General features: G+C 62.8%; 24 protein-coding genes. 8 read left to right on the plus strand and 16 right to left on the minus strand.

From position 1 onward, the window contains the following. Window positions 1-35: 35 nt before the first annotated feature. Complete coding sequence (locus LG30_RS0113170) at window positions 36-578, plus strand: hypothetical protein (protein WP_033131163.1); 543 nt, start codon at window positions 36-38, stop codon at window positions 576-578. A gap of 69 nt (window positions 579-647) precedes the next feature. Here LG30_RS0113170 and LG30_RS0113175 read toward each other — a convergent pair whose 3' ends face one another. Further along, a complete protein-coding gene (locus tag LG30_RS0113175; protein ID WP_033131224.1) occupies window positions 648-1,487 on the minus strand; it encodes a sterol desaturase family protein in 840 nt (279 codons plus the stop codon). A 188-nt stretch (window positions 1,488-1,675) separates the two neighbouring features. Here LG30_RS0113175 and LG30_RS0113180 point away from each other — a divergent pair, with 188 nt between their 5' ends. Beyond that, window positions 1,676-2,047 carry a YfiM family lipoprotein gene (locus tag LG30_RS0113180; protein WP_033131164.1) on the plus strand — a complete coding sequence of 124 codons (372 nt, stop codon included), beginning with the start codon at window positions 1,676-1,678 and terminating at the stop codon, window positions 2,045-2,047. A 75-nt stretch (window positions 2,048-2,122) separates the two neighbouring features. Here the strand turns inward: LG30_RS0113180 and LG30_RS0113185 are convergent, their stop codons facing one another. The 4 genes from LG30_RS0113185 to LG30_RS0113195 form a co-directional block, all read right to left on the minus strand. Beyond that, window positions 2,123-2,866 (minus strand): amino acid ABC transporter ATP-binding protein, encoded by a 744-nt coding sequence (locus LG30_RS0113185; protein ID WP_033131165.1) that lies wholly within the window; start codon window positions 2,864-2,866, stop codon window positions 2,123-2,125. A gap of 89 nt (window positions 2,867-2,955) precedes the next feature. Then, a complete protein-coding gene (locus LG30_RS22405; protein WP_161785832.1) occupies window positions 2,956-3,117 on the minus strand; it encodes a hypothetical protein in 162 nt (53 codons plus the stop codon). Then, window positions 3,101-4,045, minus strand: a complete 945-nt coding sequence (locus tag LG30_RS0113190; RefSeq protein WP_033131166.1) for an amino acid ABC transporter permease — start codon at window positions 4,043-4,045, stop codon at window positions 3,101-3,103. Before LG30_RS0113190 ends, LG30_RS22405 begins: the two co-directional genes overlap by 17 nt. Window positions 4,046-4,138: 93 nt before the next feature. Continuing rightward, window positions 4,139-4,927 carry a transporter substrate-binding domain-containing protein gene (locus LG30_RS0113195; RefSeq protein WP_033131167.1) on the minus strand — a complete coding sequence of 263 codons (789 nt, stop codon included), beginning with the start codon at window positions 4,925-4,927 and terminating at the stop codon, window positions 4,139-4,141. 490 nt (window positions 4,928-5,417) lie between these two features. Between LG30_RS0113195 and LG30_RS0113200 the strand changes: the two genes are divergently transcribed. Beyond that, a complete protein-coding gene (locus LG30_RS0113200) occupies window positions 5,418-6,545 on the plus strand; it encodes a GGDEF domain-containing protein (protein ID WP_033131225.1) in 1,128 nt (375 codons plus the stop codon). Window positions 6,546-6,654: 109 nt separating this feature from the next. Here the strand turns inward: LG30_RS0113200 and uhpC are convergent, their stop codons facing one another. The 8 genes from uhpC to LG30_RS0113240 form a co-directional block, all read right to left on the minus strand. Beyond that, window positions 6,655-7,989 (minus strand): MFS transporter, encoded by a 1,335-nt coding sequence (gene uhpC / locus LG30_RS0113205; protein WP_033131168.1) that lies wholly within the window; start codon window positions 7,987-7,989, stop codon window positions 6,655-6,657. 27 nt (window positions 7,990-8,016) lie between these two features. Next, the gene (gene uhpB, locus LG30_RS0113210) at window positions 8,017-9,534 is read right to left on the minus strand and encodes a signal transduction histidine-protein kinase/phosphatase UhpB (RefSeq protein ID WP_033131169.1); all 1,518 of its coding nucleotides are present in this window, start codon (window positions 9,532-9,534) and stop codon (window positions 8,017-8,019) included. Continuing rightward, window positions 9,531-10,121, minus strand: coding sequence for a response regulator transcription factor UhpA (gene uhpA, locus LG30_RS0113215; RefSeq protein ID WP_033131170.1), 591 nt, complete (start codon window positions 10,119-10,121; stop codon window positions 9,531-9,533). The genes uhpB and uhpA overlap by 4 nt, the downstream gene beginning before the upstream one ends. Window positions 10,122-10,322: 201 nt before the next feature. Beyond that, window positions 10,323-10,718 (minus strand): nucleoside diphosphate kinase regulator, encoded by a 396-nt coding sequence (gene rnk, locus LG30_RS0113220; RefSeq protein WP_033131171.1) that lies wholly within the window; start codon window positions 10,716-10,718, stop codon window positions 10,323-10,325. 230 nt (window positions 10,719-10,948) lie between these two features. Beyond that, the gene (locus LG30_RS0113225; RefSeq protein WP_152599263.1) at window positions 10,949-11,683 is read right to left on the minus strand and encodes a substrate-binding periplasmic protein; all 735 of its coding nucleotides are present in this window, start codon (window positions 11,681-11,683) and stop codon (window positions 10,949-10,951) included. An 80-nt stretch (window positions 11,684-11,763) separates the two neighbouring features. Beyond that, the gene (locus tag LG30_RS0113230) at window positions 11,764-12,447 is read right to left on the minus strand and encodes a hypothetical protein (protein WP_033131226.1); all 684 of its coding nucleotides are present in this window, start codon (window positions 12,445-12,447) and stop codon (window positions 11,764-11,766) included. 45 nt (window positions 12,448-12,492) lie between these two features. Then, window positions 12,493-13,884 carry an alkaline phosphatase gene (locus LG30_RS0113235; RefSeq protein WP_033131173.1) on the minus strand — a complete coding sequence of 464 codons (1,392 nt, stop codon included), beginning with the start codon at window positions 13,882-13,884 and terminating at the stop codon, window positions 12,493-12,495. Between the two features lie 10 nt (window positions 13,885-13,894). Continuing rightward, the gene (locus LG30_RS0113240) at window positions 13,895-15,286 is read right to left on the minus strand and encodes an alkaline phosphatase (protein ID WP_033131174.1); all 1,392 of its coding nucleotides are present in this window, start codon (window positions 15,284-15,286) and stop codon (window positions 13,895-13,897) included. A gap of 309 nt (window positions 15,287-15,595) precedes the next feature. Here LG30_RS0113240 and ylqF point away from each other — a divergent pair, with 309 nt between their 5' ends. After that, complete coding sequence (gene ylqF / locus LG30_RS0113245) at window positions 15,596-16,546, plus strand: ribosome biogenesis GTPase YlqF (protein WP_033131175.1); 951 nt, start codon at window positions 15,596-15,598, stop codon at window positions 16,544-16,546. 169 nt (window positions 16,547-16,715) lie between these two features. After that, window positions 16,716-17,864, plus strand: a complete 1,149-nt coding sequence (locus LG30_RS0113250; RefSeq protein ID WP_033131176.1) for an MFS transporter — start codon at window positions 16,716-16,718, stop codon at window positions 17,862-17,864. A 174-nt stretch (window positions 17,865-18,038) separates the two neighbouring features. Here the strand turns inward: LG30_RS0113250 and LG30_RS0113255 are convergent, their stop codons facing one another. The 3 genes from LG30_RS0113255 to dinG form a co-directional block, all read right to left on the minus strand. Then, the gene (locus LG30_RS0113255) at window positions 18,039-18,935 is read right to left on the minus strand and encodes a histone deacetylase family protein (RefSeq protein WP_033131177.1); all 897 of its coding nucleotides are present in this window, start codon (window positions 18,933-18,935) and stop codon (window positions 18,039-18,041) included. 69 nt (window positions 18,936-19,004) lie between these two features. Beyond that, window positions 19,005-19,664, minus strand: a complete 660-nt coding sequence (locus tag LG30_RS0113260; protein ID WP_033131178.1) for a YccT family protein — start codon at window positions 19,662-19,664, stop codon at window positions 19,005-19,007. 156 nt (window positions 19,665-19,820) lie between these two features. Continuing rightward, window positions 19,821-21,893 (minus strand): ATP-dependent DNA helicase DinG, encoded by a 2,073-nt coding sequence (gene dinG, locus LG30_RS0113265; RefSeq protein WP_033131179.1) that lies wholly within the window; start codon window positions 21,891-21,893, stop codon window positions 19,821-19,823. Between the two features lie 385 nt (window positions 21,894-22,278). Here dinG and LG30_RS0113270 point away from each other — a divergent pair, with 385 nt between their 5' ends. The 3 genes from LG30_RS0113270 to LG30_RS0113280 all read left to right on the plus strand — a co-directional run bounded on the left by LG30_RS0113270 (window position 22,279) and on the right by LG30_RS0113280 (window position 25,829). Then, window positions 22,279-23,313 carry a porin gene (locus LG30_RS0113270; protein WP_033131180.1) on the plus strand — a complete coding sequence of 345 codons (1,035 nt, stop codon included), beginning with the start codon at window positions 22,279-22,281 and terminating at the stop codon, window positions 23,311-23,313. Between the two features lie 210 nt (window positions 23,314-23,523). Then, window positions 23,524-24,465 carry a hypothetical protein gene (locus LG30_RS0113275; protein ID WP_033131181.1) on the plus strand — a complete coding sequence of 314 codons (942 nt, stop codon included), beginning with the start codon at window positions 23,524-23,526 and terminating at the stop codon, window positions 24,463-24,465. A gap of 173 nt (window positions 24,466-24,638) precedes the next feature. Further along, window positions 24,639-25,829, plus strand: coding sequence for an amino acid aminotransferase (locus LG30_RS0113280; protein ID WP_033131182.1), 1,191 nt, complete (start codon window positions 24,639-24,641; stop codon window positions 25,827-25,829). The last annotated feature ends 97 nt before the right edge of the window (window positions 25,830-25,926 follow it).

A 25,926-nucleotide genomic window follows, 5' to 3' on the forward strand; every position in this document is an offset into this window, starting at 1 on the left:
GAAACCATAGTGACCGAGAAGGTCGTTCAGGAGTCATGAAGATGCCGTCTTATTCCCGTGCGCTCGGCTGTGTGGCGCTGGCCCTCGCCTTGGGGGCCTGTAGCCAGAGTGCCCCGCGCAAGCCTGCCGCCACGCCCAAGCCCGTTGCCCCCCAGGCCGCGGTGGTGGTTCCCCAGCCGGATCCTGATGCCGTGGTGCAAAGCGCCGTGGCAGAGCCGAGCCCGGTCTTCGATGAAGAGTATCAGGGGCCGGATCAGGGCTCTCTGGAGTCGGTGACCGCCCTGTTTGCCCGCGGCTACATCGAGTCCGCCATGCGCGAGACAATGCTGGCGGCGGTGCACAGCGACTACCCGCTGCTCGGCATGCGGGATGTGCGCCTCACCGATCCCGTCTCCAAGTTCCTCACCTCCGCCCAGGCCCGCACCACGGCCCACGACTACCTCTATGCCGGGGTGCAGCGCCGCTTGGGCCGGCCCCTGAGCCCGGCGCAGTGGGAGCAGGTCTGGCAAGGCTTCCCCCAGCAGGGGCGTGTCTCCGACTGGGTCAAACAGACCAAGCGGGTGCTGGCGGGGCGATAAGCCGTCATGACCGGACAAGCGATGAGGCCACCCTTGGGTGGCCTCATTCATTGGGTGCGCAGCGCTTGCTCAGGACGCGGCAGGGCCTGCCGGCTTGCCAAACAGCACCTTGAGCTTCTCTCGCCAGGGTAGGCCTCGTGCCTCGCGCAGCATGTCGCGCCACTCGTGGAAGGTGAGGATGAGCGGGTTGAAGCTGCGGATGGGCTTGGTGATGCCGAAACGGCAGGGCTCGGCGGGATCTTCTTCCACGAAGGTGCCAAACAGCCTGTCCCAGATGATCAGCACCCCGGCGAAGTTGCGGTCTATGTACTTGGCATTGCTGGCGTGATGCACCCTGTGGTGGGAGGGGGTATTGAGGATCCACTCCAGTCGGCCAAGCTTGCCCACTACCTGGGTGTGAACGAAGAACTGGAAACCCAGGCTCAGCAGCACTGTGGTCACCACGGCCTCTGGCGGGAAGCCGATGAGGATCATGGGGATCCAGAACAGCCACATGCCGGAGATGGGGTACATCAGGCTCTGGCGAAAGGCGGTAGAGAGATTGAGTCGCTCCGAGCTGTGGTGTACCACGTGGGAGGCCCAGAGCCAGCGCACATGGTGGCTGGCGAAGTGGAACAGCCAGTAGCAGAGATCCTGCAGCAGAAACAGCAGCAGCAGGCTCCAGACATTGAGCTCTATGTCCAGCAGCCGCCAACCCCAGAGCCCGTCGTAGAGGTAGGCGATGGCGATGGCCGCCAGCGCATCCCCTCCCTGATGCATCAGCGCCAGGGAGGCATTGGCGAACAGGTCCCGCCATTGGTAGCCGGCGGTGGGGAAGGCTGCACCGTGCTTGCGCAAATAGAGCATCTCCCAGCCGATGAAGGCCAGAAAAATCGGGGCCAGGTAGAGCAGTAGCAGTTGCACATCCATGTGAGCTATCCGGTTGGACCAGTTGGCTCCCAGCATACCGAATGGATTTAAAAATTCATTAACATTCCATGACCAAGGTGGCGGCGAGCCCACTGTCCTCTCCCGACGGGATCCTCACATACACTGGAAGAGAAGGCGCGCGAGTGGGATGCGCCAAAAGCGGCATGATGTCAGCTGAGGAGGAGAGGATGAGAGCAAACCATGTTTGCGTCATGCTCAGCCTGTTGACCGCGAGTGCAGGGGCCAATGACAGTTTCAACAGCGAGTTGAGTCATTTTGCCGGCGGCGCGGCCATGGGGGCGGGCTTTACGGCCATCGCGGATCACTATGGCTATCGGGAGCACAGGGGTTGGATAGGGTTTGGCGTCTCCACCGGCATCGGCATCGCCGGAGAACTCATCGAGCGGGCAACGGGTCGCGGTGACTTCTCGGCCCTGGATGCGGGTGCCAATGCGCTGGGCGCGGCGGTGGGGGCCTACAGCACGGATCGCTGGCTATTGGCGCCGGTCGTGTTGCCAGAGGCCCACTATGTGGGGCTGATGAGCCGCTACCGCTTCTGATGGCAAGGTGGCCTGGAGCCGTCTGAATGAGAGGAGGGAGCCTGAGCTCCCTCTTTTGTTAGTTGATTCGCAGGATTACAGCACCTGACTCAGGAACTGGCGCAGCCGCGGGGAGGGGGGATTGTCGAAGAAGTCGCTGGGTTTCTCATCCACCAGCAGCTCGCCGCTCTCCATAAACAGCACTCTGTCCGCCACTTCCCGGGCGAAGCCCATCTCGTGGGTCACCACCACCATGGTCATGCCCTCGCGGGCCAGCCCCTTCATCACGTCCAGCACCTCGCCCACCATCTCGGGATCCAGCGCGCTGGTGGGCTCGTCAAACAGCATGATGCGCGGCTGCATGGCGAGCGCCCTGGCGATGGCCACCCGTTGCTGCTGGCCGCCGGAGAGCTGGGACGGGTAGCTCGCGGCCTTGTTTGACAGCCCGACCTTGAGCAGCAGCGCCTTGGATCTGTCCTCGGCCTCCTTGCGGGAGAGTCCCCGCACCTTCTGGGGGGCGAGGCTGATGTTCTCCAGCACGTTGAGGTGGGGGAAGAGGTTGAAGGACTGGAACACCATGCCCACCTCTTCACGCAGCTTGTTGACGTCGCCGGGCTCGGTCAGGCAGATGCCATCGACCCAGATGTCGCCGTCGTTGATGGTCTCGAGCTGATTGAGGGTGCGCAGGAAGGTGGACTTGCCAGAGCCGCTCGGCCCGACGATCACCACCACTTCCCCCTCCGCTACCTGGGTGCTGACGTTCTTGAGGGCGTGCACTTCGCTGCCGTAGAACTTCTCGACCGCCGTCGCCTTGATGATGGGATCAGTGGCTTTTCGCATGTTTCACCTCCAGCTGATGGACCAGGCAGGCGCGGGGCGTGCCGGTCACAGCAGAACTTCTCGACTCCTGTCGGGCTTTGATGATGGGGTTAGTTGCCTTTCGCATGTTTCACCTCCAGCTGATGGATCAGGAAGGCGCGGGGCGTGCCGGTCGCAGCAGGATGTCTCGACTCCTGCAGGGCGTGCCGGTCGTAGCAGAATGATTCGATTCCTGCCGAGCTCGGATAATGGGGGTTAGTTGCTTTTCGCATATTTCACCTCGAGACGGCGTACCAGGAAGGAGAGGGTGCCTGTGAGCACCAGGTAGAGCAGGGCCACGGTGAACCATACCTCGAACGGGCTGAAGGTGGAGCTGACCACCTCACGCCCGGCCTTGGTGAGATCCGTGATGGAGATGACCGAGACCAGTGAAGAGTCCTTGATCAGGTTGATGAACTGGCCCGCCAGGGGGGGCAAGACCCGCTTGAACGCCTGGGGCAGGATAACGTAGCGCATGGTCTGGGCCGAGGTCATGCCAAGGCTGCGGCCCGCCTCCATCTGCCCCTTGTGGATGGAGCTGATGCCGGCGCGCACGATTTCGGCCACGTAGGCGCCGGTGAAGACGGCCAGCGCCGCGACCCCGGCGGTGAAGCGGTCAAGATTGAGCACCGTGCCGATAAAGAAGTAGACGATGAAGATCTGCACCAGCAGCGGGGTGCCGCGGATGAGCTCCACATAGGTAACCGCCAGGTTGCGCAGGGCGGGATTGGGGGAGAGGCGGGCGAGGCCGGCCAGGGTGCCGAGCAGGATGGCGAAGACGCCGGCGACCAGGGAGAGCTTGACCGTGACCCAGACGCCCCAGGCGATGGGACCGGCGGTCCAGCTGAGTTGAGTGTCGAGGGTATCACCGAGGAAGACGGTATCCCCTTCGGCCACCTGGGCGCCCTTGGCGGCGATGGCCTGACGGTGCTTGGCATCGAGATCGTCTTGCAGGAACAGCTGTCCCTTCTCTGCGACCACGGTGCCGTCGAACTCGGCATAATTTTTCTGTTCGGCCTGGTAGGCGATGTACTGGGGGATACGCTCCCAGCGCCAGGTGTAATCCACGGCCTGCACGGCCTTGTAGATGCCGAAGACGGCGACCAGCAGCATCAGCAGGAAGACGCCGTGCCAGAGCAGCCGGTTGGGTTGTTTTTCCATCTGTCTTGTTGGGTTGTGCACTGTCGCAACCTCTTTGTAGTTATTGTGTGGGGATCATCTGCGTGAAGGGGCGGCAAGCCGCCCCTTGAGAGGTTATTTCAGCTGGTTGAGCCAGGTGTTGGACTCAAACCATTTCTTGTAGAGACGGTCGTAGCTGCCGTCGCCCTTGATTTGGCGCAGGTAGTTGTTCAGCCAGTTGAGGGTGTCCTGATCACCCTTGCGGATGGCCCAGGCCAGGGGTTCGAAGGTGAACGGCTTGTCCAGGTGCACCACGGCGCCCTTGTTCTGGGACGCGAAGATGGCGTTGTAGGGCAGGTCGTAGATGAAGGCATCCACCTTGCCGTTGATCACTTCCAGCTTGGCGTCGTCTTGGGTTTCAAACTGCAGCAGGGTGGCTTTCGGGATCATGCGCTTGACCGCTTGCTCGCCGGTGGTGCCGAGTTTGACCGCGATCTTGTACTTGGGATCGTTCAGATCGCTGAAGGACTTGATCTCGCCCGCCTTGTCCTTGCGCAGCACTATGGTCTGACCAACGACGATGTAGGGGTCGGCGAAGTTGACGCGCAGGTTGCGTTGGGGGGTGACCGTCATGCCACCCATGATGACGTCGAACTTGTCGGTCAAGAGGGCCGGGATGATGCCATCCCAGGCGGTGTTGACGAATTCCACCTTGACCCCCATCTCCTTGGCGACCATTTTGGCAAGATCCACGTCAAAGCCGATGTATTGGCCCTGCTTGTTGGTCATCTCGAAGGGTTGATAGCCGGCATCGAAGCCGACCCGCAGCACACCGCGCTCCAGCACGGCATCCAGGGTAGAGCTGGGAGCGGCGTTGGCCAGCCCGCACAGCAGCAGGGTAGAGAGAATGAGTTTTTTGATCATAAGTGACGTCTCTGTCGAAAAGTGTGTTCGGCCTTGAACCTGCTCCCGTGCGACTCCATGGCACAAGAGACTGCTGCATCCGGCAACAGGCAAGACAGGATTATTGTCTTGGGTCGGGCAAAAGCCCCATATGAGATTCTATGAATGGTCGGCTGAGTGAAAAATGTACCAAAAGTTGATTGTGCCAGAAGACTCAATAAGTTAGTGGGACTTTTTCCTCGCGGCTTGGCTCATAAAACCACATGAAAACAACATATCTATCTAATGGCGTGGGTTCAAGTGCAAAAGTTTGCGCGGGGCACTTTGCGCCCTTTTCCCCGACAAACGGGAATCAAATGGACTCGCTTATCGCCACCCGTCGTTGAATTTCTCTCCCTCTTTCCCCTGGCGGTGGAGACCCGGAAAATTATTTCATCGGGAAGGATGGCTCCCTCTGTGTCTTGTCATGGGCTTCCAATATACTCAGCCATCCTCATCGGAAGGCCTGGGTATGGACGCCTCAATACTGCTCAAACTGGATGTGTTCACCCTGATGCTGATGGCCCTCGGGGGCTACGCCCTGGGTTTCATCACCCTCTCCATCATCTGGCTGACCCACAGGGAGATCCCGGGCCTCGGGCTCTGGTGGTGGTCCAGCCTGTGCGCCCTGGCGGCCCAGTCCCTGTTCTTCCTGCAAGCCTTCATGCCCAACATGACGGGGATCTGGCTCGCCAATCTGCTGATCACCCTTTGCATCGCCCTGATGCCGCTGGCCTTGCAGCGCTTCTTTGACAAGGCGCCGAGCTGGCGGGCATTCGCGGCGTTCATGGTGGTCTATGTGCTGTTGTTGAGCTGGAGCGTGCTGTTCAACGACGAGATGGCGCCCAGGGTGCTGCTGGCCTGTTTGAGCTACATGGTGCTGGGGGCGGTGATCGTCCTGCTCATCTGGCGCCACGGCTATCCGGCCTACCTGCCCGCGGTGCTGGTGTTTACCGTGGTCAACATACTGCTATATGGCTTCAACCTGGTGCGCATGGGGGCCCTGCTCAGCGGCGAGGTGCGGGTGCTGATGGATCAGCATGCGGTCAACGTGCTGCCCTTCCTCTCCATGCTGATGGGCAACTATCTCTCCACCTTCGGGGTGTTGTTGCTCTGTACCCAGTACCGGGCCCTGGCACTGCGCCAGCAGGCCAGCCAGGATCCCCTGACCGGCCTGCTCAATCGGCGGGGCTTCATGGCGCGCTGCGCCAAGGCATCCAGACGCGGCGCACTGGTGGTGCTGGATCTGGACGACTTCAAGCAGATCAACGATCGCCACGGCCATGAGGCGGGAGACAGAGTGCTGGCGGCGGTGGGGACTTATCTGGCGGGCCAGCGGGATCTGGTGGCGAGCCGCTTCGGTGGCGAGGAGTTTGTGTTGCTGCTGCCACAGGTCGAGGCGACTGCCCAACAGGCCCGTTGCGAGCAGATCCGGCAGGGGGTGGCGACACTGGCGCTGGATGGCATAGGCGTGACCGCCAGCCTGGGGCTGGCGCCTTGCACCCAGGGCTGGCACTTCGACACCCTGTTCAGTCAGGCCGATCGGGCGCTCTATCAGGCCAAGCGCAGCGGCAAGAACCGGGTCTGCCAGAACGCCTGACTCGGGTCGTTATTCACATTCGCTCGGTAGCCAGGGCACGCTGGGCCTTGAGTTTGAAGAAGTGCAGCCGCCACGGGGTCGGGCTCCCGGCCGCCCCGTCCAGCTCAGCTCAGTCCGGCGCGGCGACGAGGGTGCGTGGCGCTTGGGCTTTGAGGAAGGGCAGCAGCAACAGGGCTGAGACCCCGGCCGCCACCGAGATCACCACGAAGAAGCCGTTCCAGTGCCAGATCTCCATCACCTTGGCCAGGGGATAGCCCGCCAGCGCCGCCCCCATGTAGGCGAACAGGCCGACGAAGCCGGTGGCGGCCCCGGCGCAATCCTTGTGGGAGCACTCGGCGGCGGCCATGCCGATCAGCATCTGCGGGCCGAACACGAAGAAGCCGATGGTGAAGAAGCAGGCCGCCTGCATCACGTAGCTGAAGAAGGGCATCAGCCAGAGCGATCCCACCGCCAGCAGTATCCCCACCGCGAAGATGAGGTTCATCGGTCCCCGGTTGCCGTTGAACAGCTTGTCCGATCCCCAGCCCGCCACCAGGGCGCCGATAAAGCCCCCCACCTCGAACATGGAGATGGCGGAGTTGGCGCTCATCAGGTTGAAGCCGCGCTGCTCCGTCATGTAGAGGTTGCCCCAGTCGTTGATGGCGGTGCGCACCACGTAGACCAGCACGTAGCAGCAGGCCAGCAGCCAGATGTAGGGGTTGCCGAGCACGTATTTGCGCAGGATCTGGCGCGGCGTCAGATCGGCATCCTGGGTCTGCTGGGCTATCTCCAGCGCATCGCTTCGCCACTCGCCGACCGTGGGCAGCCCCAGGGTGCTCGGGGTATCCCGCAGTCGCCAGCACAGGATCAGCCCGACCAGTATGGCGATGAGCCCCGGCACTATCATGCCGTAGCGCCAGCCATGCTGCAGGGCTATGGTGCTGACGATGAGCGGGATCAGGGCGCCGCCCACGTTGTGGGCCGTGTTCCAGGCCGACCACCAGAAGCCGCGCTCGGTGCGCGAATACCAGCTGGTCAGCAGCTTGGAGCAGGGGGGCCAGCCCCAGCCCTGGAAGAAGGCGTTGGCGACCCAGAGTGCCGCGAACAGCCAGAGCGACGAGGAGAGGCCGAACAGTATGTTGATGACCCCGGTCGCCATCAGCCCCAGCCCCATAAAGTAACGGGGGTTGGCCCTGTCGCTGATGATGCCGGAGAAGAACTTGGAGCAGCCGTAGGTGAGGTAGAACAGGGTCCACAGCATGCCGATGTCGGCCTTGTCCAGGATGCCGCTCGCCAGCATGTCCGGCATGGCGAAGTTGAAGCTCTTGCGGGTGAAGTAGAACACCGCGTAGCCCAGATACATGGTCAGCAAGATGTGCAGGCGCCAGTGGCGATAACTGGCATCGATCTCGCGCTGATCCCGCACCAGGGGGGCGGCCGGGCGGCTCTTCATAAAGTTCAGCATGGTACTGGGCTCGTCCGGAGTGGGTCGTTACGCATGGGGCTCGTCTCGCTTGCGGCTGGGCAGGCTCAGGGTCAGCTGGGTGCCGTGCAGGCAGGAGAGCTGCAGGTTGCCCCCCAGCGCCTGCACCCGCTCGCGGATGCCGAGCAGGCCGTAGCCCTGGGCCGTCTGCTCGGGCAGGCCGCAGCCATCGTCTTCCAGCAGCAGCTGCAACCGCTCCCCCTGCTGCTGGGCCCTAATACGGACAGAGCTGGCGTTGGCGTGCTTCACCACGTTGTTGAGCCCCTCCTGGCAGACCCGGAACAGGGTGGCCCGCTGGGCATCGGAGAGATCCTCGTCCGCCAGCCGCCATTCGAGCCGGGTGACTATGCCGTGGCGTTCCAGCTCCAGCTCCCGCAGCAGGCTCTGCACCGCCTGCTCCAGGCTCATGTCGTCGAGCTGGCGTGGACGCAGCCGGCCGAGCAGGCCGCGCACGGCGTCATAGATGCCGAGCGACAACGTATCGATGAGGGCGCTGCTCTGGCCGACCCCAGGGTTGTCCGGCGCCAGCCGGCGCACTATCCCCGCCTGGGTGCGGATGGCGGTGATGGTCTGGCCTATGTCGTCGTGCAGCTCGCGGGCCACCTCCTTGCGGATGCTCTCCTCTGTCTCCAGCAGCCGCTCGGTGAGCTGGCGGTTGTGGGCGAGCTGGCGGGTCAGCGCCTGGTTCAGCTCGCGCTGGCGCTGGATGCCGGCGCCGAGCAGCAGGCCGGTCAGGCTCTGGGCCAGCAGGGAGAGCAGCAGGTCCAGCGGGTGATCGTGCCAGGCCTGGCCCGCCATCAGCGCCACCGTGTTCATCAGGGTGGCGAGCAGGGCCCCCTGCCAGCCGTAGCGCCAGGCCATGGCCATGATGGGGATGGCGAGGCAGAAGGGGGTGAAGCGCACCAGGGAGTCCGGCAGGCCGAGCTGCAGCCAGAGGCTGAGCACGAACAGCAGCAGGTACCAGATCAGGTGGCGAAAGCGCCAGTCCACCGGTTGATCGATCAGCGCCGGACCGAGTGGCACCCAGGTGGCACGGGTGAGGTAGTGCCAGATCAGCATGCAGGTGGAGGTGAGGGTCAGGCCGCCGGTCAGGGTCAGCAGCAGGGCGGTGAGGCCATCCTCCCCGGCCAGGTGCCAGAGCAGGGACTGCAGCAGCGCCGCCGCGGTGACGGTGGCCAGCAGCACCAGCAGCTGCTGCCAGTCGTTGCGCACCCGCTGGCGGCGGGCGATGAGCAGCGGCAGCAGGGTGAGCAGGGTGCCGGCCTGGATCAGCGGCCAGGCTGGCAGGCCTATCTCGCCGTCGAGCCAATAGAGCAGCAGGGTTTCACACAGCAGCAAGGGCGGCCAGTAGGCGAGGGGGCTCTGCAGCAGCAAGCCGAGCCGCAGCCCGAACGGGAACAGCAGCACCGCCAGCACCGGGCCGCCCGCCAGGTGCAGGCCGATGCTCCACAGGCAGAACCAGCCGGCGGCGAAGATGAAGCAGGCCGCCAGCGAGATGGCGACATAGCTGGCAAGGCGGTGGATCACCAGCTGTCCAGCATGCGGTGGGCCAGCTCCACGTTGTTGCTGACCTGGAGTTTGTCCATCAGGTTGGCGCGGTGGACGTGCACCGTCTTGGGGGAGAGGCCGAGCTGCTCGGCGATGGCCTTCACCTCCAGCCCGCGGGCCAGTAGCTGCGCTACTTCCCGCTCCCGGTTGGTGAGGGGATCCCGGCTGTGGCTGGCGAGCTTGTGGGCGATGTCCGGGGTCAGGTAGCAGCCGCCGTGGGCGGCGGTGCGCACCGCGGCGATCAGCTCCTCCGGGCTGCAGCGCTTGGAGAGAAAGCCCTTGGCCCCCGCCTGCAGCGCCTGCTCGATCAGCGCCGGGCTGTCGTGCACCGACAGCATCACCACGGCGAGGCCGGCGGGCAGGCGCTTGAGCAGCTCCAGCCCGGACTGATCCGGCATGGAGATGTCGCACACGCACAGCTGGACGCCGCTGCCGGGCAGGCCCGCCAGCGCCTCGGCGGCGCTGCCGAATTCGGCAACGACCCGCAGATCGGGTTCGAGATTGAGCAGTTGGGCGAAGCCGGAGCGGACGATCTGGTGATCGTCGATGAGGGCAATTTTTATCATGATGTCAGCCTGAAATCTGCGGCCAGGGTGCTGGCGCGGCCAACAAGATACCCGTGGCCGAGGTCAGGCTCAAGGGGGAGGGCAAAGAGTGACCAAGATAAGTGGCGGCGTGCACCCAAAGCTTGATCGGGATCAGGAGGACAGGCGCCTGGCCGCTCAGCAAGGGACGCGCCGCCCGAGGCTGACGCGCGTCCGCGGCGACTAGCGGTGCAGCTCGCCCGCCCGCTCCGGCTGGTAGACCACTTCCAGGATCTCGACCTGGATGGTGCGACCGGCGGGACCTGGCCAGGCGATGCTGTCACCCACCTTCAGGCCCAGCAGGGCGCTGCCGACCGGTGCCAGCACCGAGATCTTGGATTCGTCCCCTTGGGCATCCTTCGGATAGACCAGGGTCAGGCAGAACTCGGAGCCGCTGTTTTGCATCTTGAAGCGCACCGTGCTGTTCATGGTCACCACGTCCGGCGGCATGTCGGCGGGCTCGCGGATCTCGGCGCGATCCAGCTCCTCTTGCAGGGCCAGGTGCTGGGGATGGTTGCCGAGCAACTGTTCGATGCGATCCAGATCCAGGCTGGAGATCACGAGATGAGGTTGTTTCATAGGGCATTCCTTATCAATGGCGGACAGGACCAGGATGGCGGGCAGGCTGGTCGGTCGAAAAAGTCAGAAGTTGTAAAGAGATCGCACAGGCGGTGCCCCCGAACGACTCGCGGTCAGGGGCGAGGGCGGGGGCTCAATGGGGTGTGAGCAGACTTGAAAAAATCATGAGCGCTTTCATGTGGATACCATAACCATTCTGGACGGCTTTGGCAATTGCCCCGGCCGAGGGCTCAGGGCGCCTGATAATCGTACTGCTTGATGATGTTGGCCAGGCTGCCGTCCCGGCGCATGGCCTGGATCGCCTTGCGCCAGCGCGCTGCCTCCTTGGGCGGGAAGTCGGGGTGGGCGGCAAGGTAGATGGCCGTGCGCTGCAGGGTCTCGCCGCGCACCAGGCTGGTCAGCGGCAAGCCGGCCTGCTGCTGGGTATAGCGGGCGGTGTTCCAGGCCACGGCCCAGCCCTGGATGCGGCCCAGCGCCAGCTTGTTGGCGTTGTTGGCCTCCGCCGCCACCGGCTCCACCCTGGTCTCGGCGATGGACTGGATCAGGCTCTGGCCATAGGAGCCGCGCATCACCCCTATGGTCTGCGCGGGCAGATCCTCGATGGTGAGCGGGGCGGGATGATGCTGGCGGTGGCTGACCAGCACGAAGGCCTCGTCCAGCAGGGGGGTTATCCAGAGAAATTGAGACTCGCGCTGGGGGCTGCGCACCGGCGGCAACAGCAGCACGTCAGGCCGGTGGCGGGTCTGGATGAGGGCGCGGGCCATCGGCATCAACTCGAAGGTCAGGGGTTCATCCAGGCGGCGGGCCGCCTCCTCCAGCACCTCGATGGCCATGCCGCTCGGGGCGCCCTGGTAGGAGCGAATGACGAAGGGGGGCACCTCGGCCGCGATGATCACCACGGCGTGGGCTGACTCCGTGGTCAGCCAGAGGGCACAGAAGGCAAGCAGCAAGACGGAAATGCGCATAACGGACCGGGACAAGGATGAGTACGCGAAGTGTACCATCTCTGCCCGTAAAGTGAGCGCCTCCCGTGGCGGGGGCGCCCTCAGTCGAAGAAGTCGCGCAGGTCCAGGGTCTGGTAGCCGTCCAACTGCTGCCAGGGCAACTGCTTGGGCAGCGGCTTGAGGGTCAGCGTCATGCGGTAGCTGCGATAGCCGTCCAGGCTCGCGGACTCCACCACCAGGGGGATCTGCCATTGGTTTGACCAGAGGATGCGGGTGCGTTGCTTGCCCTCTCGCTTCTCGTACCAGCGCGCCTGATCGGGCGCCGCCTCATCGAGGGGGGTCATCCCCGCCAGCAGGGCCGGATCCACGAGATGGCGAATGCGCGTCCAGTCGGGCTTGAAGGCGACCTGGCCATACTCCTCGGCGGGCACCTCGACCAGCTGATTGTGCCAGGCATCCGCGTAGCGCAGCTGCAGCTCGCCATCCTTGGCGCGGCTGACCCAGCGGGCCGCCATCTGGTGGGTGAAGTGCTTGTGGCCGGGGTTGGCGTCGTGGCTGGCGTGGTAGGCGCGGGCCAGGGGCAGCGGGATCAGCCGCTGGCTCCACACCTGGTTGCCGACCCGCATCCACTTTTCCTGCCACTGGTTCGCTCGGGCTATGCCGTCGCTGCCGGTGACGCTGTCCTGATAACTGATGCGGGCGGCGAGATCCGGCGCCTCGTCGGCCCACGCCTGCGTAAAGAGGGTGCTGCCGAGTAGCAGCAAGGGGAGCAAGAGTCTTCTCATCATCTGTCGCTCGAAAGAGCAGGGGCCCGTGCGGGCCCCTGCCACTTACAGGCCGAGCGCCTCCCGCAGTTTGCCGAACACCTTGGTGTTGTCCAAGGTGCCCTTGAAGCGGTCGCTGCCCGCGCCATCGGCAAACAGCATCACATCGCCGCCGCCATGGGTCTCGGCGCCGAGCTTGACGCCGGTCTCCTGCAGGTAGTCGTCCGCCATCACCTGATCGCTGGTGAGGGTGGGGCGCACGTCGGCGCGGTTGGGACCGTTGCCGAATACCAGGGTGGTGAAGGGCTTGCCATCCACGTCGTTCTGGGTCGTGCCGTCGCCGTTCTTGACCAGATCCAGCACCTTGTTGCCCTTGGCGGAGTAGCCGTTGATGGTCATGGTGTGGTCGTGATCGGCGGTGACCACGATCAGGGTATCGCTCAGGTCCACCTTGCCTAGCGCCGTCTTGACCGCCTCGTCCAGCGCCACCGCATCGGTGAGGGAGCGCTTGGCGTTGGTGGCGTGCAGGGCGTGGTCGATGCGACCCCCCTCCACCATCAGGAAGTAGCCCTGGCTGTTCTGGCTCAACAGATCGATCGCCTTGGCGGTCATCTCGGACAGGGACGGCTGGGTATTGGCGGCGCCCTTGGCGACGCGGTCCAACTCGTAGTCGAGGTGGGACTTGGCGCTGAACAGGCCGAGCACCTTGCCGCTGCTGACCTTGGCCAGATCGCCCTGGGTGGTGACGTATTGATAGCCCTGGGCGCTCAGCTCGGCGGTCAGATCCCGGCCATCGGCCCGGCCGCCCTTGTTGCTGGCGCTGTAGGGCGTCCAGTGATTGGCACCGCCCCCCATCAGCACGTCGACCCCGTCCCCGAGCGCGGTGTTGAAGCCGGCACCGCCCGGTACCGCCTGCTCGGCGATGGCGTAGGCCGCGTCCCGGTGGCAGATGTGGGAGTAGGTGGCGGCCGGGGTGGCATGGGTCAGCTCTGTGGTGGTGACGGCACCGACCGATTTACCCGCCGCCTTGGCCAGCTCCAGTATGGTCGGCACCGGGGTGCCGTTGTCGCCGGTGCAGTTGTTGATGCCCTTGTTGCCGTTGATGTCCTTAGCCGGGGCAACGGCCTGGGTGTCGCTGCTCATGGCGATCACCTCGTTGTTCATCTTGACGCCGGTGGTGTAGGCCGCCATTGAGGGGGCCGAGTCCGTGGTCTGGGCGTCGTTGGAGAAGGTCTTGATGCGGGCGCTGCGGGGCAGCTTCATGATCTCCAGGTTGCCCTCTTCCCCCACCTTGAACAGCCGGGTGGCGGTGAGCACTGTGGGGCCCATGCCGTCACCGATAAACAGGATCACATTCTTGGCGTCGCTGGCCTGGGCCTGGGACAGGCCACCCAGGGCACCGAACAGGGCGGTGCACACCAGGGTCTTTTTCATGGTTGTTGTCATGCTTGTTCTCATGGAATGCTCCTTACAGCTTGGCCGCAGCTTTGACCTTGCCGAACACGGCGGTGTTATCGAGAGAGCCGTGGAAGCTGTCCGCTCCCTGGCCGATGGCGCCGAGGAAGACGTCGGTGCCGCCATGGGTTTCGTTGCCTATGTCACCCACCTTGACCACCACCTCCTGGTGATAGTCGTCGGCCGAGACGGTGGCATCGTCCAGCGCGGCCACGCTGCTGCGCGAGCCATCCACCCGGTTGTAGCCGTTGCCGAAGCCGATGATGGTGTAGGGCATGCCGTCGGCATCCTTGCTCGGTTCGCCGGTTTCGTAGTTCTTCACCAGCCCGAGCACGCCCGGGTTGTCGGCGGTGGTCTTGCCGGTGCGCTTGGCATAACCGTTGAGCACCAGCGTATGGTCATGGTCGGCGGTGACCACGATCAGGGTGTTCTTCAGCTCGGGGTCGGTCTTCTTCACCTCGTCGATGGCGGCCTTGATGGCGTCGTCGAAGGCAAGGGTATCCTGCAGGGCGCGCTTGGCGTTGGTGTCGTGCAGGGCGTGATCGATGCGGCCCCCTTCCACCATCAGGAAGTAACCCTTCTCCTTGTCCTTGAGCTGCTTGATGGCGGCCAGGGTCATCTGGGCAAGGGACGGCTCGCTGGCCGGTCTGTCCAGGTCGTATTTCATGTGGCTAGAGCCAAACAGTCCCAGTAGCGGCTTGCCGGCATCGGCCTGGTTCAGCTGATCCAGGGTGCTGGCAAACTGGTAGCCCTTGGCCTGCATCTCGTCGATGAGGTTGCGGCCATCCTCCCGCTTGCCCTTATCGGCCGCTGGCAGGAAGAAGCTGCTGCCACCCCCCAGCACCACGTCCAGCCCCTCTTTCAGGGCGCCGTTGTAGCCGGCACCGCCCGGCACCAGCTGGGCGGCGATGTCCGCCTCCAGATCCCGGTTGCAGATGTGGGCATAGGTGGCGGCCGGGGTGGCGTGAGTGACCCGGGTGCTGGTGACCACGCCGGTGCCGCGGCCGTCGGCCTTGGCCAGCTCCAGCAAGGTGGTGACCGGCTTGCCGGCGCTCTGGCTGCAGTCGCTCTCCTGGGTGGCATCACTGTCCATGCTGATGACGCCGTTGTTGCTCTTGACCCCGGTCATGTAGGCGGCCATGGAAGGGGCCGAGTCGGTGACCTGGGAGTCGTGGGAGAAGGTCTTGATGAAGGCCGTCTGGGGCAGGGTATCTATGGTGAGACTGCCCTCTTCACCGACGCCGTAGATGCGGGCCGCGGTCAACGTGTTGAGGCCCATGCCATCGCCGAGGAAGAAGATCACGTTCTTGGCGCTGGGCTCGGGGGTGGTGCTGTCATTTGTGGAGTTGCAGCCGGCGGCCAGGGCGGCGCCGATCATCAATGCAAGTCCTGCCATTTTTCTCATTGGGGTTCGCTCCTTGTAAAACCTGAGCGAAGCCTAGAGGGATCAGATGACACTTTTAGTGAATGTGGATGACAATACGGTGAAGGCGGGATTTAAATGTGATGTTGTATCAATCACTTAATTATGTGGGCACCCTGGCGGTCGACACCCCGGACCCGACCCGACCGCCGGCTTGGTGGTTCCCGTGCCACGGGCTAGAATGGCCTGTCAAATTGGGGCTCCAGCAGGTAAAATGCGCCCCCTTGCGACGCCCGACGTCCGCTCCAGCCGCCACAGCGCGCCCGCAGCCCCTTTTAGAGAGTAACGGATATGTCCATCAACTGGTTCCCCGGCCACATGCACAAGGCCCGCAAAGAGATTGCCGAGGTCATGCCCCAGGTCGATGTCATCATCGAGATGCTCGATGCCCGCATCCCTTTCTCCAGCGAAAACCCACTGGTGCCCGAGCTGCGTGGCGATACCCCGGTGATCAAGGTGCTGAACAAGGCGGATCTCGCCGATCCGGCGATCACCGAGCTGTGGGTGGCGCACATGGAGAAAGAGAAGGGGATCAAGGCGTTGCCCCTGACCCAGCAGGAGCCTGAGAAGATCAAGAACCTGCTGGCCCTGTGCCACGAGATGCTGCCGGAGCGTAACTTCGACCTGCGCGGCGTGCGGGCCATGATCATGGGCATCCCCAACGTGGGCAAGTCCACCCTGATCAACACCCTGGCCGGGCGCACCATAGCCCGCACCGGCAACGAGGCGGGGGTGACCAAGTCCCAGCAGCGGATCAAGCTCGACAACAACGTCATCCTGACCGATACCCCGGGCTTCCTGTGGCCCAAGCTGAACCCGCCCTCCTGCGGTTACCGGTTGGCGATCACCGCCGCCATCAAAGACACTGTGTTCGATTACGCCGACATCGCCATGTTCGCCGCCGATTACTTCATCAAGGCCTATCCGGAGCGCATCAAGGAGCGCTACCAGATTGCGGATCTGCCGGAGACCGAGATCGAGCTGCTGGAGATGATCGCCCGTCAGCGCGCCTTCGTGCGCAAAGGGGGCCTGGCCGATCTGCACAAGGCGTCCGAGATCCTGGTCAACGAGTTCCGCTCCGGCCTGCTCGGTCGCATCTCCCTGGAGACCCCGGAGATGGTGAGCGCCGAGATAGTTGCGGCAGCAGAAGAGGCTGAGGAGAAGGCCAAGGAGAAGGCCGAGCGGGAAGAGGAGCGCCAGGCGCGCGCCCGCCGCAAGTACGCCAAGAAGCGTCAGAAATAGCCGATATTGTGTCAGGTATGAAGAGGCGGCCCCAGGGTCGCCTCTTCTGTTATGACGCTAATGGCCGGGCCGGGGCAAAACCTGGCTGCCGCTCGTTCAGTGCCGATTGACAATGGATTTGGCAGTGGCATGATGCGCTCGCATTTTGACTCTCCTCAGGGTTTCACCCATGACCACATACTCCCGGCCAGTGCTGTTATTGCTCTGTGGCCTGCTGCTGTTGACCCTGGCCATCGCGGTGTTGAATACCCTGGTACCGCTCTGGCTTGCCCATGACAATCTGCCGACCTGGCAGGTGGGCATGGTCGGATCCTCCTATTTCAGCGGCAACCTGCTGGGGACCCTGCTGGCGGGGGCGCTGATCAAACGCGTCGGGTTTAATCGCAGCTACTACCTGGCGTCCCTGATATTTGCCGTCGGTTGTGTCGGGTTAGGCGTCACCTTTGGGTTCTGGAGCTGGCTTATCTGGCGATTCATCGCAGGCGTCGGCTGCGCCATGATCTGGGTGGTGGTTGAGAGTGCGCTGATGTGCAGCGGCAACGCGCGCAATCGGGGGCGCCTGCTCGCCGCCTACATGATGGTCTATTACGTGGGCACTGTGCTGGGGCAACTCTTGGTCAGCAAGCTGCCGACCGGTCTGATGGATGTGCTGCCCTGGGTGACTGGCCTGGTATTGGCCGCGATCCTGCCGCTGCTGTTCACTCACATCGTTCACGAACGTGGCGAACATCAGGCAACAACCTTGGTGTGGCCTATGCTGCGCCTGCGTCAGGCCCGTCTCGGTGTCAACGGCTGCATCATCTCCGGTATCGTACTGGGATCGCTGTATGGGTTGATGCCACTCTATCTGAACCATCAGGGAGTGAGTGATGCCGGCATTGGCTTCTGGATGGCGGTGATGGTGAGCGCTGGCATCCTGGGACAGTGGCCCATCGGTCGCCTGGCAGATCGCTTCGGGCGATTGCAGGTGCTGCGGGTACAGGTATCTGTCGTGATCCTGGGCTCTCTGGCGATGCTCGGCAACGCGGCCATGGGCCCGGCGCTCTTCATCCTTGGCGCCGCCGGCTTCACGCTCTATCCGGTTGCCATGGCCTGGGCCTGCGAGAAGGTCGAGCAGCATCAACTGGTGGCGATGAATCAGGCGCTGCTGCTGAGCTACACCATTGGCAGCTTGCTTGGCCCGACCTATACTGCACTGCTGATGCAGCATTACTCGGATAATCTGCTGTTTGTCATGATCGCCTGTGTGTCGTTTATCTATCTGCTGATGCTGCTGCGTAAAATGGGCGAGCATCCGACGCCGGTGGCCCATGCCTGACGGCCACCAATGAACAACGAATAAAGCCACTCACTGGTCACCCTTGTCCATGTTGATAGGCTCAGGACATCACTACTGTGTTTTATATAAAGAAGAGGCGACCCTGGGTCGCCTCTTCTTTTTGGAAATTGAAAATTGGGAAATCATATTCTCTCAACGGCGCGGCGTAAGGGGCTAGCAAAAGCGGCGCCGGGCTTCCTCAAACAGTGACAGGTGCAGCGGGATCAGCTGCGGCCAGTCGCGCCGGTAACCGCCCCCCGGCACGGCGGCGATGGGTAGGCCCTGCTGCCACGCGCAGTCGAATACCATGGCGTCCCGCTGGCGCACCCCGGCATCGCTCAGGGCGAGATAGCCGAGATCATCGGCCTGATGCACATCGACCCCGGCCTGATAGAGGATGAGATCCGGGCCGTACAGGCGCAGCGCCAGTGACAGCGCCTGGGCCAGGGTGTCGAGGTAGGCATCGTCCTGCATGCCGCTTGGCAGGGCTAAGTCCAGGTGGGAGGCCGGTTTGTCGCGGGGGAAATTGTGCTCGCCGTGCAGGGAGAGGGTGATGATGTCACGGCTGCCGGCGCACAGTGCGGCGCTGCCATCCCCCTGATGGACGTCGAGATCCACGATCAGCACCCGCTCGCAGCGTCCCTCGTCCAGGCAGGCCCGGGCCGCGATCACCAGATCGTTGAACAGGCAAAAGCCGCTGCCATGCGCCCTGTGGGCATGGTGATAGCCGCCGGAGATCTGCAGGCCGCAGCCTTGCTCGAGGGCGTGACGACTGGCGGCGATAGTGGCTCCGACCGAGTGCAGGGTGCGCTCGACCAGCCGCGGCGACCAGGGAAAACCGAGCCGGCGGATGGCCTGCTCGTCGAGCCGACCGGCCAGGGCCGCCTGCACATAGTCGGCATCGTGGACCCGCACCAGCTGTTCATGGCTGGCGGGGCGGGCCTCCTCCAGCGGATACCCTAGCGCCAGGAGTCTCTGGTAGAGCGCCTGATACTTGGCCAGCGGAAAGCGGTGGCGCTCGGGCAGCGTCAGGGCGGAGTAAGTGGCGTGGTGAAAGATGCGAAGGGACATAGGGTCAGGCGGGGGCGGATATGAAGAAGGGGAGCCTGGCTCCCCTTGTTTGCTGGCATGAAGACGCCATTACTGCTGCTGGATCACCCAGATCTGGAAGGCTTTGCGGGTTTCCGCATCGGCCTTGTTGTACCAGTTTTGCAGCTGGGTCAGGGCTTCCGGATTGCTCTGGGCCTTGCTTGGGGCTGCTGCGACCGGGGCGCTGGTGGCGGCCATCACGGCGGCGCTGGAGACGGCAACGGCGGCAGGCTGATTGAAGGCCTTGCCTATTTTCAGCAGCTCCTGCTGGTAGTCGCGGGTCAGCTGGAAGCCTTCCACTTTCGGCAGCACGAATTGCTCGCTCTCCAGCACCTTGCCGCTGGCCTTGTCTTTGAGGACCACTTTCTGATCCTGGACGAACAGCTTGGCTTCGCTCTCGTTGCGTGGCTTCTTGTAGTCCAGCACCAGGGTCTGGTTGTCGGCGGCGGTGAAGTTGATCACCAGCGGCTCGGCGGTCACCAGCTTGATGTCGTTGCGGTTGGAGTAGTTACCTTCGAAGGCCACCACCAGCTGGTGCTTGCCGGCACTGATGGGGAAGCTGCTGGTCTTGTCGAGCAGCTTGGGATTGATGGACTCACCATCGATCAGCTGAGTGACGTAGGGATTGCTTATTTCCAGTTGGCTAACAGCCAGGGCGCTACCTGCCCACAACAGACCAGCCAGGGCCGGCACCAGAACAGTCAGTTTCATTTCATCTCCTTGAACAGTCAGGCAAGTGCCCACTGAAAAATAGGGGCTCATTTTTACAGGTTTGCCACAGGGCGGCAATAGCCGTTTATGGCGTTCCCGCCGGGGATTTTCGCGTTTTTTATCTTCAAGTTGCCCGTCGCCAGTCGATCGTACGGCTTATTCGATCCGTCGGGTGAAGGGAGGCAGGGCGTCGAGCAGCCCCTTGCCATAGCGTTTGGTGAGCAGGCGCCGGTCGAGTATGGTGACCCTGCCCCGATCGGCTTCCTTGCGGATGAGGCGGCCGCAGGCCTGGATGAGCTTGCGGGACGCTTCCGGCACCGTCAGTTGCAGGAAGGGGTTGCCGCCGCGCTGCTCGATCCACTCGGCGGTGGCTTCCTCCACCGGGGAGTTCGGCACCGCGAACGGCAGCTTGGTGATCACCAGGTTGGTGAGGTAGTGGCCGGGCAGGTCCAGCCCCTCGGAGAAGCTGCCGGTGCCAAAGAGGATGCTGGCCTGGCCGCCGTCGCACTTCTGCTTGTGCAGTGTCAGCAGGGCGCTGCGGGATGCTTCCCCCTGTACCAGCAGGGAGAGCCCCTTGGCCCGCAGCCCTTGCGCCACCTCGTTCATCTGCCGGTAGGAGGAGAACAGCACCAGGCTTGCCTCCTTGCCCGCCAGCAGACGGGGCAGGGTATCGACCAGTTCCTGGGTAAAGGCGGGGGCGCTCGGCTCGTGGGTCATCTTGGGCAGATAGAGCTCCGCCTTGTGGTACTCGAAGGGGGAGCGCAGGCGCAGATAGCGGGTACCGTCGTGTTCTTTCAGCCCCACCTGATGGCGGAAATAGCTGAAGGAGGAGAGGGCGGTGAGGGTGGCCGACACCAGCACGGCACCGAGGCACCTCGACCAGAGCCACTCCTCCAGCAGATAACCCACCTCGATGGGGGAGGCGTGCAGCCAGATGTCCCCATCCTCCCCCTTGACCATCCAGCGCGCCATCGGCGTCTTGCCGGTCGGCACGTGGCGGCTCAGCATCTCCCACAGGGCACAGAAGCTCTCCAGCCGCTGCAGGTGAAAACCGCTCTCCGCCAGCAGGGGTTCGGCCTCCTTGCGACGGATTTCGCCGTCTTTGAGGGCCTCGCCGATGGCACCCTGCATCCTGTCCAGTGCGCGCAGCGCCTTCTTGCTCGCCTCTTTCAGATTTTCCGCCAGCATGGGCAGCGGGTCGGGCAGCACGCCGTCGGCAAATCTGTGGTGCTGCTCGCGGCCAAACAGCTGCTCATTGCCAGCGAGCCACTGCTCCAGCGCCTTGAGGTCCGGTTGCAGAGAGGCCAGGGCATCCTGCAGTTTGAGCTGGGGATCGAGCAGGCTCTCCTTGTTGAGGGCCCGGGCCAGCTTGCCGGCACTCTGCACCAGCTTCTCCAGCCAGCGACGGGAACCCTTCACACTGGCCGAGGCCGCGCCGTGATCCCGCGCTATGGTGGGCAGGTGATGGGCTTCATCCAGCACGTAAATGCACTCGTCCGGGGGCGGCAGTATGATGCCACCCCCCATGGTGAGATCCGACAGCAACAGGGCGTGGTTGACCACCAGCACATCGGCGGCGTCCATGTCGTTGCGGGCGCGGTGGAAGGGGCAGTGCTGGTGGTGGCTCAGCGCCTTGTTGCAGCTGTGGCGATCGGCGGCAATCCGCTCCCAGCACAGGTCCGGGATGGGCTTGGGCCAGTTGTCCCGATCCCCGTCCCACTTCCCGTCCGTGTAGGCCTGCCACAGCGCTTGATAGCGCTCCTTGTCGGCATCCGAGGGCTTGTGCTTGCTCAAAGAGCCGAAATCCAGCTCGAAGTTGGCCATCTCAACGCCGCTCGCGGCCTGCTCCAGCAGATGCTCGCAACAGTAGCGCTGGCGCCCCTTGACCAGCATAAAACGAAACGGCAGCTCGCTGTGGCGGTGATAGAACGGCAGGTCCTTGTGGATCAACTGCTCCTGCAGGGCGACGGTGGCGGTGGAGATCACCAGTTTTTTCTGGGTGAGGCGCGCCACCGGGATGGCGCCCTGGGCATAGGAGAGGGATTTACCGATGCCGGTGCCCGCCTCGGCCACCAGAATGCGGCGGGCCCGGTCGTATTCACCGGTCAGGGTCTTGGCGATTTCGGCCACCAGAAAATTCTGCTCCTTGCGCGGCACAAAACCGGGTAAGCCATCGGCAATCTGGCGATAGGTATTGCGAATGGTGGTTTTGAGGCGAGTAGATAGCATGAATGAGGTGTGACCCTATCGGAGGTGAATGAACACAGGATACCCGCAACCGACGGGTGGGGTCGAGGCAAGCGGAGGCAGGCTCCGATGCCCGGACATTGCACTTATAGTATGCGGACTCATTGCGGTGCAATAAACCACCATAAAGTAGCGATTAAAGCAGAGACTATCGCTGTAAACGTTTTCCCTGAGGGGGCAAATATTGTGAGAGTCAGCTCACAAAATTTTCGCTATGACTATGCTTTTCGCAAAAAGTTCAAAGTTTTTTCATTGCGGATTGGAAAACCCGGTGATAGTCTCGGCGCCATAGTGATGCAAAGAACATCGCTAACACAGGGAATAACAAGGACTTAGTGTTTAATTACAGTAGGCATTGGAAACAACTATGAAAAAGACAATTCTGGCAATCGCAATCCCGGCTCTGTTCGCTTCTGCTGCTAACGCTGCGGTCGTTTATGACAAAGACGGCACCTCTTTTGATATCTACGGCCGTGTTCAGGCTAACTACTACACCGACCACAATGATGCTGATGCAGAGCTGATCGGTACCTCCCGTCTGGGTTGGTCCGGTAAAGTTGCCCTGAACAACACCTGGTCTGGTATCGCCAAGACCGAGTGGCAAGTTGCCTCCGAGAACTCCAACAACAACGATTCTGACAGCGACACCTTCAAGGCTCGTCACATCTATGTTGGTTTCGACGGTACCCAGTACGGCAAGATCATCTTCGGCCAGACCGACACCGCGTTCTACGACGTGCTGGAGCCGACCGATATCTTCAACGAATGGGGTGACGCTGGTAACTACTACGACGGTCGTCAAGAAGGCCAGATCATCTACTCCAACAGCTACCAGGGCTTCAAGGGCAAGCTGTCCTATCAGACCAACGACGACACCGCTGTCATCGTTTCTGACGTCGGTGGCGACAGCGTCAGCACCGTGTTCCCCAACCTGAAGCGTAACTACGGCTATGCAGTTGCTGCCGGTTATGACTTCGACTTCGGTCTGGGCCTGAACGCCGGTTATGCTTACTCCGACCTGGAGAACAAGCTGAACGGTGATTCCGGTGACAAGAACGAGTGGGCTCTGGGCGCACACTACGCCATCAACGGCTTCTACTTCGCCGGTGTGTACACCGAAGGCGAGATCAGCAATGACGCCAACGGTAACGGCGGCAAGGGCCACGGTTACGAGCTGGCTGCCTCCTACAACGTAGACGCCTGGACCTTCCTGGCTGGCTACAACTTCAAGGAAGGCAAGGACAAGCTGGCCGGTTCTTCCTACGAAGACCAAGTTGACGAAACTCTGCTGGGTGTTCAGTACAACTTCACTTCCAAGCTGAAGGCGTACACCGAGTACAAAATCCAGGGTATCGACGACCTGGACGACGAGTTCACTGTTGCTCTGCAATACAACTTCTAATCCAGTCCTGGCACTGAGTTAGTGGATAAACGGCCAAGCTTGCTTGGCCGTTTTGTTTTATCTGTTGTCCGCGGTCCTGTGGCCTCGTTTATCCCGCTATTCCCCCTGCGCCAGTTCACGTTGTCTCTTTTTTATCCTTGGCTCGCTTCCCACAAATCGCTAGATTATTCAATTCGTTGAAAGATGGTCGACCCACAGGGAAGGATGCGTTTGATCGATTTCAGTCACCCCGAATGGCAGGCTCTGGCCCGGCAACTGCTGACCGAGGCCCCGCTGGCTCTTCGTGGCCGCCAGTGGCAGCCGCTGATCGGCATGCTCAGGGACAACCAGCTGCTGATCACCCTTGGTAATCATCGCTATGAACTGACCCCGGCCGGCCGTCGCTACCTCACCCGCGAGCTGATGCTGGCGGAGATGAGCTGCACGCCCCCTGAGCCGGAGGAGTGGTTGCAGGCTCAGGGTTGGCAGCTGGGAGAGCGGGTCAACGAGCGGGTGTTGGCGGCGCTCTATCGCAAAGGCGAGGGGGCGTTCAGCCCCGTTGAGCAAATCAACTTTGAAGACAAGGGCATCAGGTTGTGCGGCGATCAGTCGCTCAGGCTGCGTGCAGCTCGCCCTTTCAGCCTGTTCTTCAGCGGCGGCACCCTGCTCGATGCGACGCCCTGGCTGCAGACCCTGGGGGAGGTGGCGTTGCCTGCGCACACCCTGGCGGGGCTTGGCAAGATCCTGTGGGGAGAGGGGGGCATCCAGCGGGTGATCAGCACAGATTCCGTCGGTACCTTCACCGAGCTGGCACTGCCTGAAGATGCCCTGCTGGTCTGGGCCCCGGCGCTGGAGCCCGGTGCCCTGCAATCCTTGATCGCCGCGCTGCCGCCCCACACCCTCTGGAGCCATCTCACCGCCCTGGATCCCGCCGGCGTGGACAGGGTGCAGGTGCTGGCCCAGCGACTGGGCCGCCCGCCCAGCTGGTGGCTGCCGCGGGTGCTTGCCCCCATCAAGGCGGCCTATGCCACTCCCTTGCTAGGCTCTCGCCCCTGGGAGCCTAGCCGGATCCCGCGGCCATTGTTGGCACTTTGCAGCGATCTGGTTGAATCAAACCGTGGTTTGTCGGCCGAGGCGTGCGCCCTGGCACCCGACTGGCACGCCGTTGGCTGACATGGCCACAGACCCTCTCGAAAAAGCGGTTTTCCCCTATTGAAGGCGATGGTATAAAGAGTTGACGGAGCGCTTGCCAATCTGGCGTTTTTGTCCGCCGCTTTTCGTTTGCTGCTTTTTGTTTCAAAAAAGCGCCTGACACCCCACACATTCAATGGAATACAGGGACTACCATGTTTGAAAAGGTTGTTGCCGCCCCAGCGGATCCTATCCTGGGCCTGACCGAAGCTTTCCGTGCCGATACTCGTAGCCACAAGATCAATCTGGGGGTCGGGATCTACAAGGATGAGACCGGCGCCACCCCCATCCTTCACTGCGTCAAGAAAGCAGAGCAGAAGCTGCTCAACGACGAGAAGACCAAGAACTACCTCGGCATCGAGGGCAACATCGAATACGGTCGTATCGTGCAGCAACTCTTGTTCGGGCAAGACTCTGCGCTGGTCGCCAGCGGCCGCGCCAAGACGGCGCAAGCGCCGGGTGGCACAGGTGCCCTGCGCATCGCCGCCGAGTTCGTGGTGCGCAATGGCCTGGCCAACACCATCTGGATCTCCGATCCCACCTGGGCCAACCACGTCAGCGTGTTCCAGTCCGCCGGCCTCACCGTGAAGTGGTACAAGTATTACGATGCCGCCACCAAGGGGCTGGACTTTGCCGCCATGCAGGCGTCCCTCTCCGAGGTGCAACCCGGGGATCTGGTGCTGCTGCACGGCTGCTGCCACAACCCGACCGGTATCGATCCCACCACCGAGCAGTGGCAGGCCCTGGCCAAACAGAGCGCGGCCGCAGGCTGGTTGCCGCTGTTTGACTTCGCCTATCAGGGCTTTGCCCGTGGCATCGAGGAAGATGCCGAGGGTCTGCGCATCTTCGCCGCCTGCCACGACGAGCTGCTGGTGGCGAGCTCCTTCTCCAAGAACTTCGGCCTCTATAACGAGCGGGTTGGGGCCTTCACCCTGGTCAGCGCGAGCAAGGCCGTGGCCGATGTCGCCTTCACCCAGGTGAAGACCGTCATTCGCGCCAACTACTCCAACCCGCCGTCACACGGCGCCGCCGTGGTGACCGCCATCGTCAGCGATCCGGCCCTCTATGCCGAGTGGGTGGAAGAAGTGACCGCCATGCGGGTACGGATCCGCGAGATGCGCGAGCTGCTGGTGGAGAAGCTGGCGGCCCTCGGGGTGAACCAGGACTTCGGCTTCATCCGCGAGCAGAACGGTATGTTCTCCTTCTCCGGTCTCTCCAAGGATCAGGTGGAACGCCTCAAGAGCGAGTTCGCCATCTACATCGTCGGCTCCGGCCGGATCAGCGTGGCCGGGATCACCCGCGCCAACATAGATCCGCTGTGTGACGCCATCGCCAAGGTGCTGTAAGCACCGTAGGAAGGGCATCCCCGTTCGATATGGCTCCCCTCGGCGAGGTCACCGCAAGGTGCCGTGAGATCGGCTTGAGGTGATCCCCACTTGGATG

It is taken from the genome of Aeromonas aquatica, from assembly GCF_000764655.1.
Taxonomy (GTDB): Bacteria; Pseudomonadota; Gammaproteobacteria; order Enterobacterales; family Aeromonadaceae; genus Aeromonas; species Aeromonas aquatica.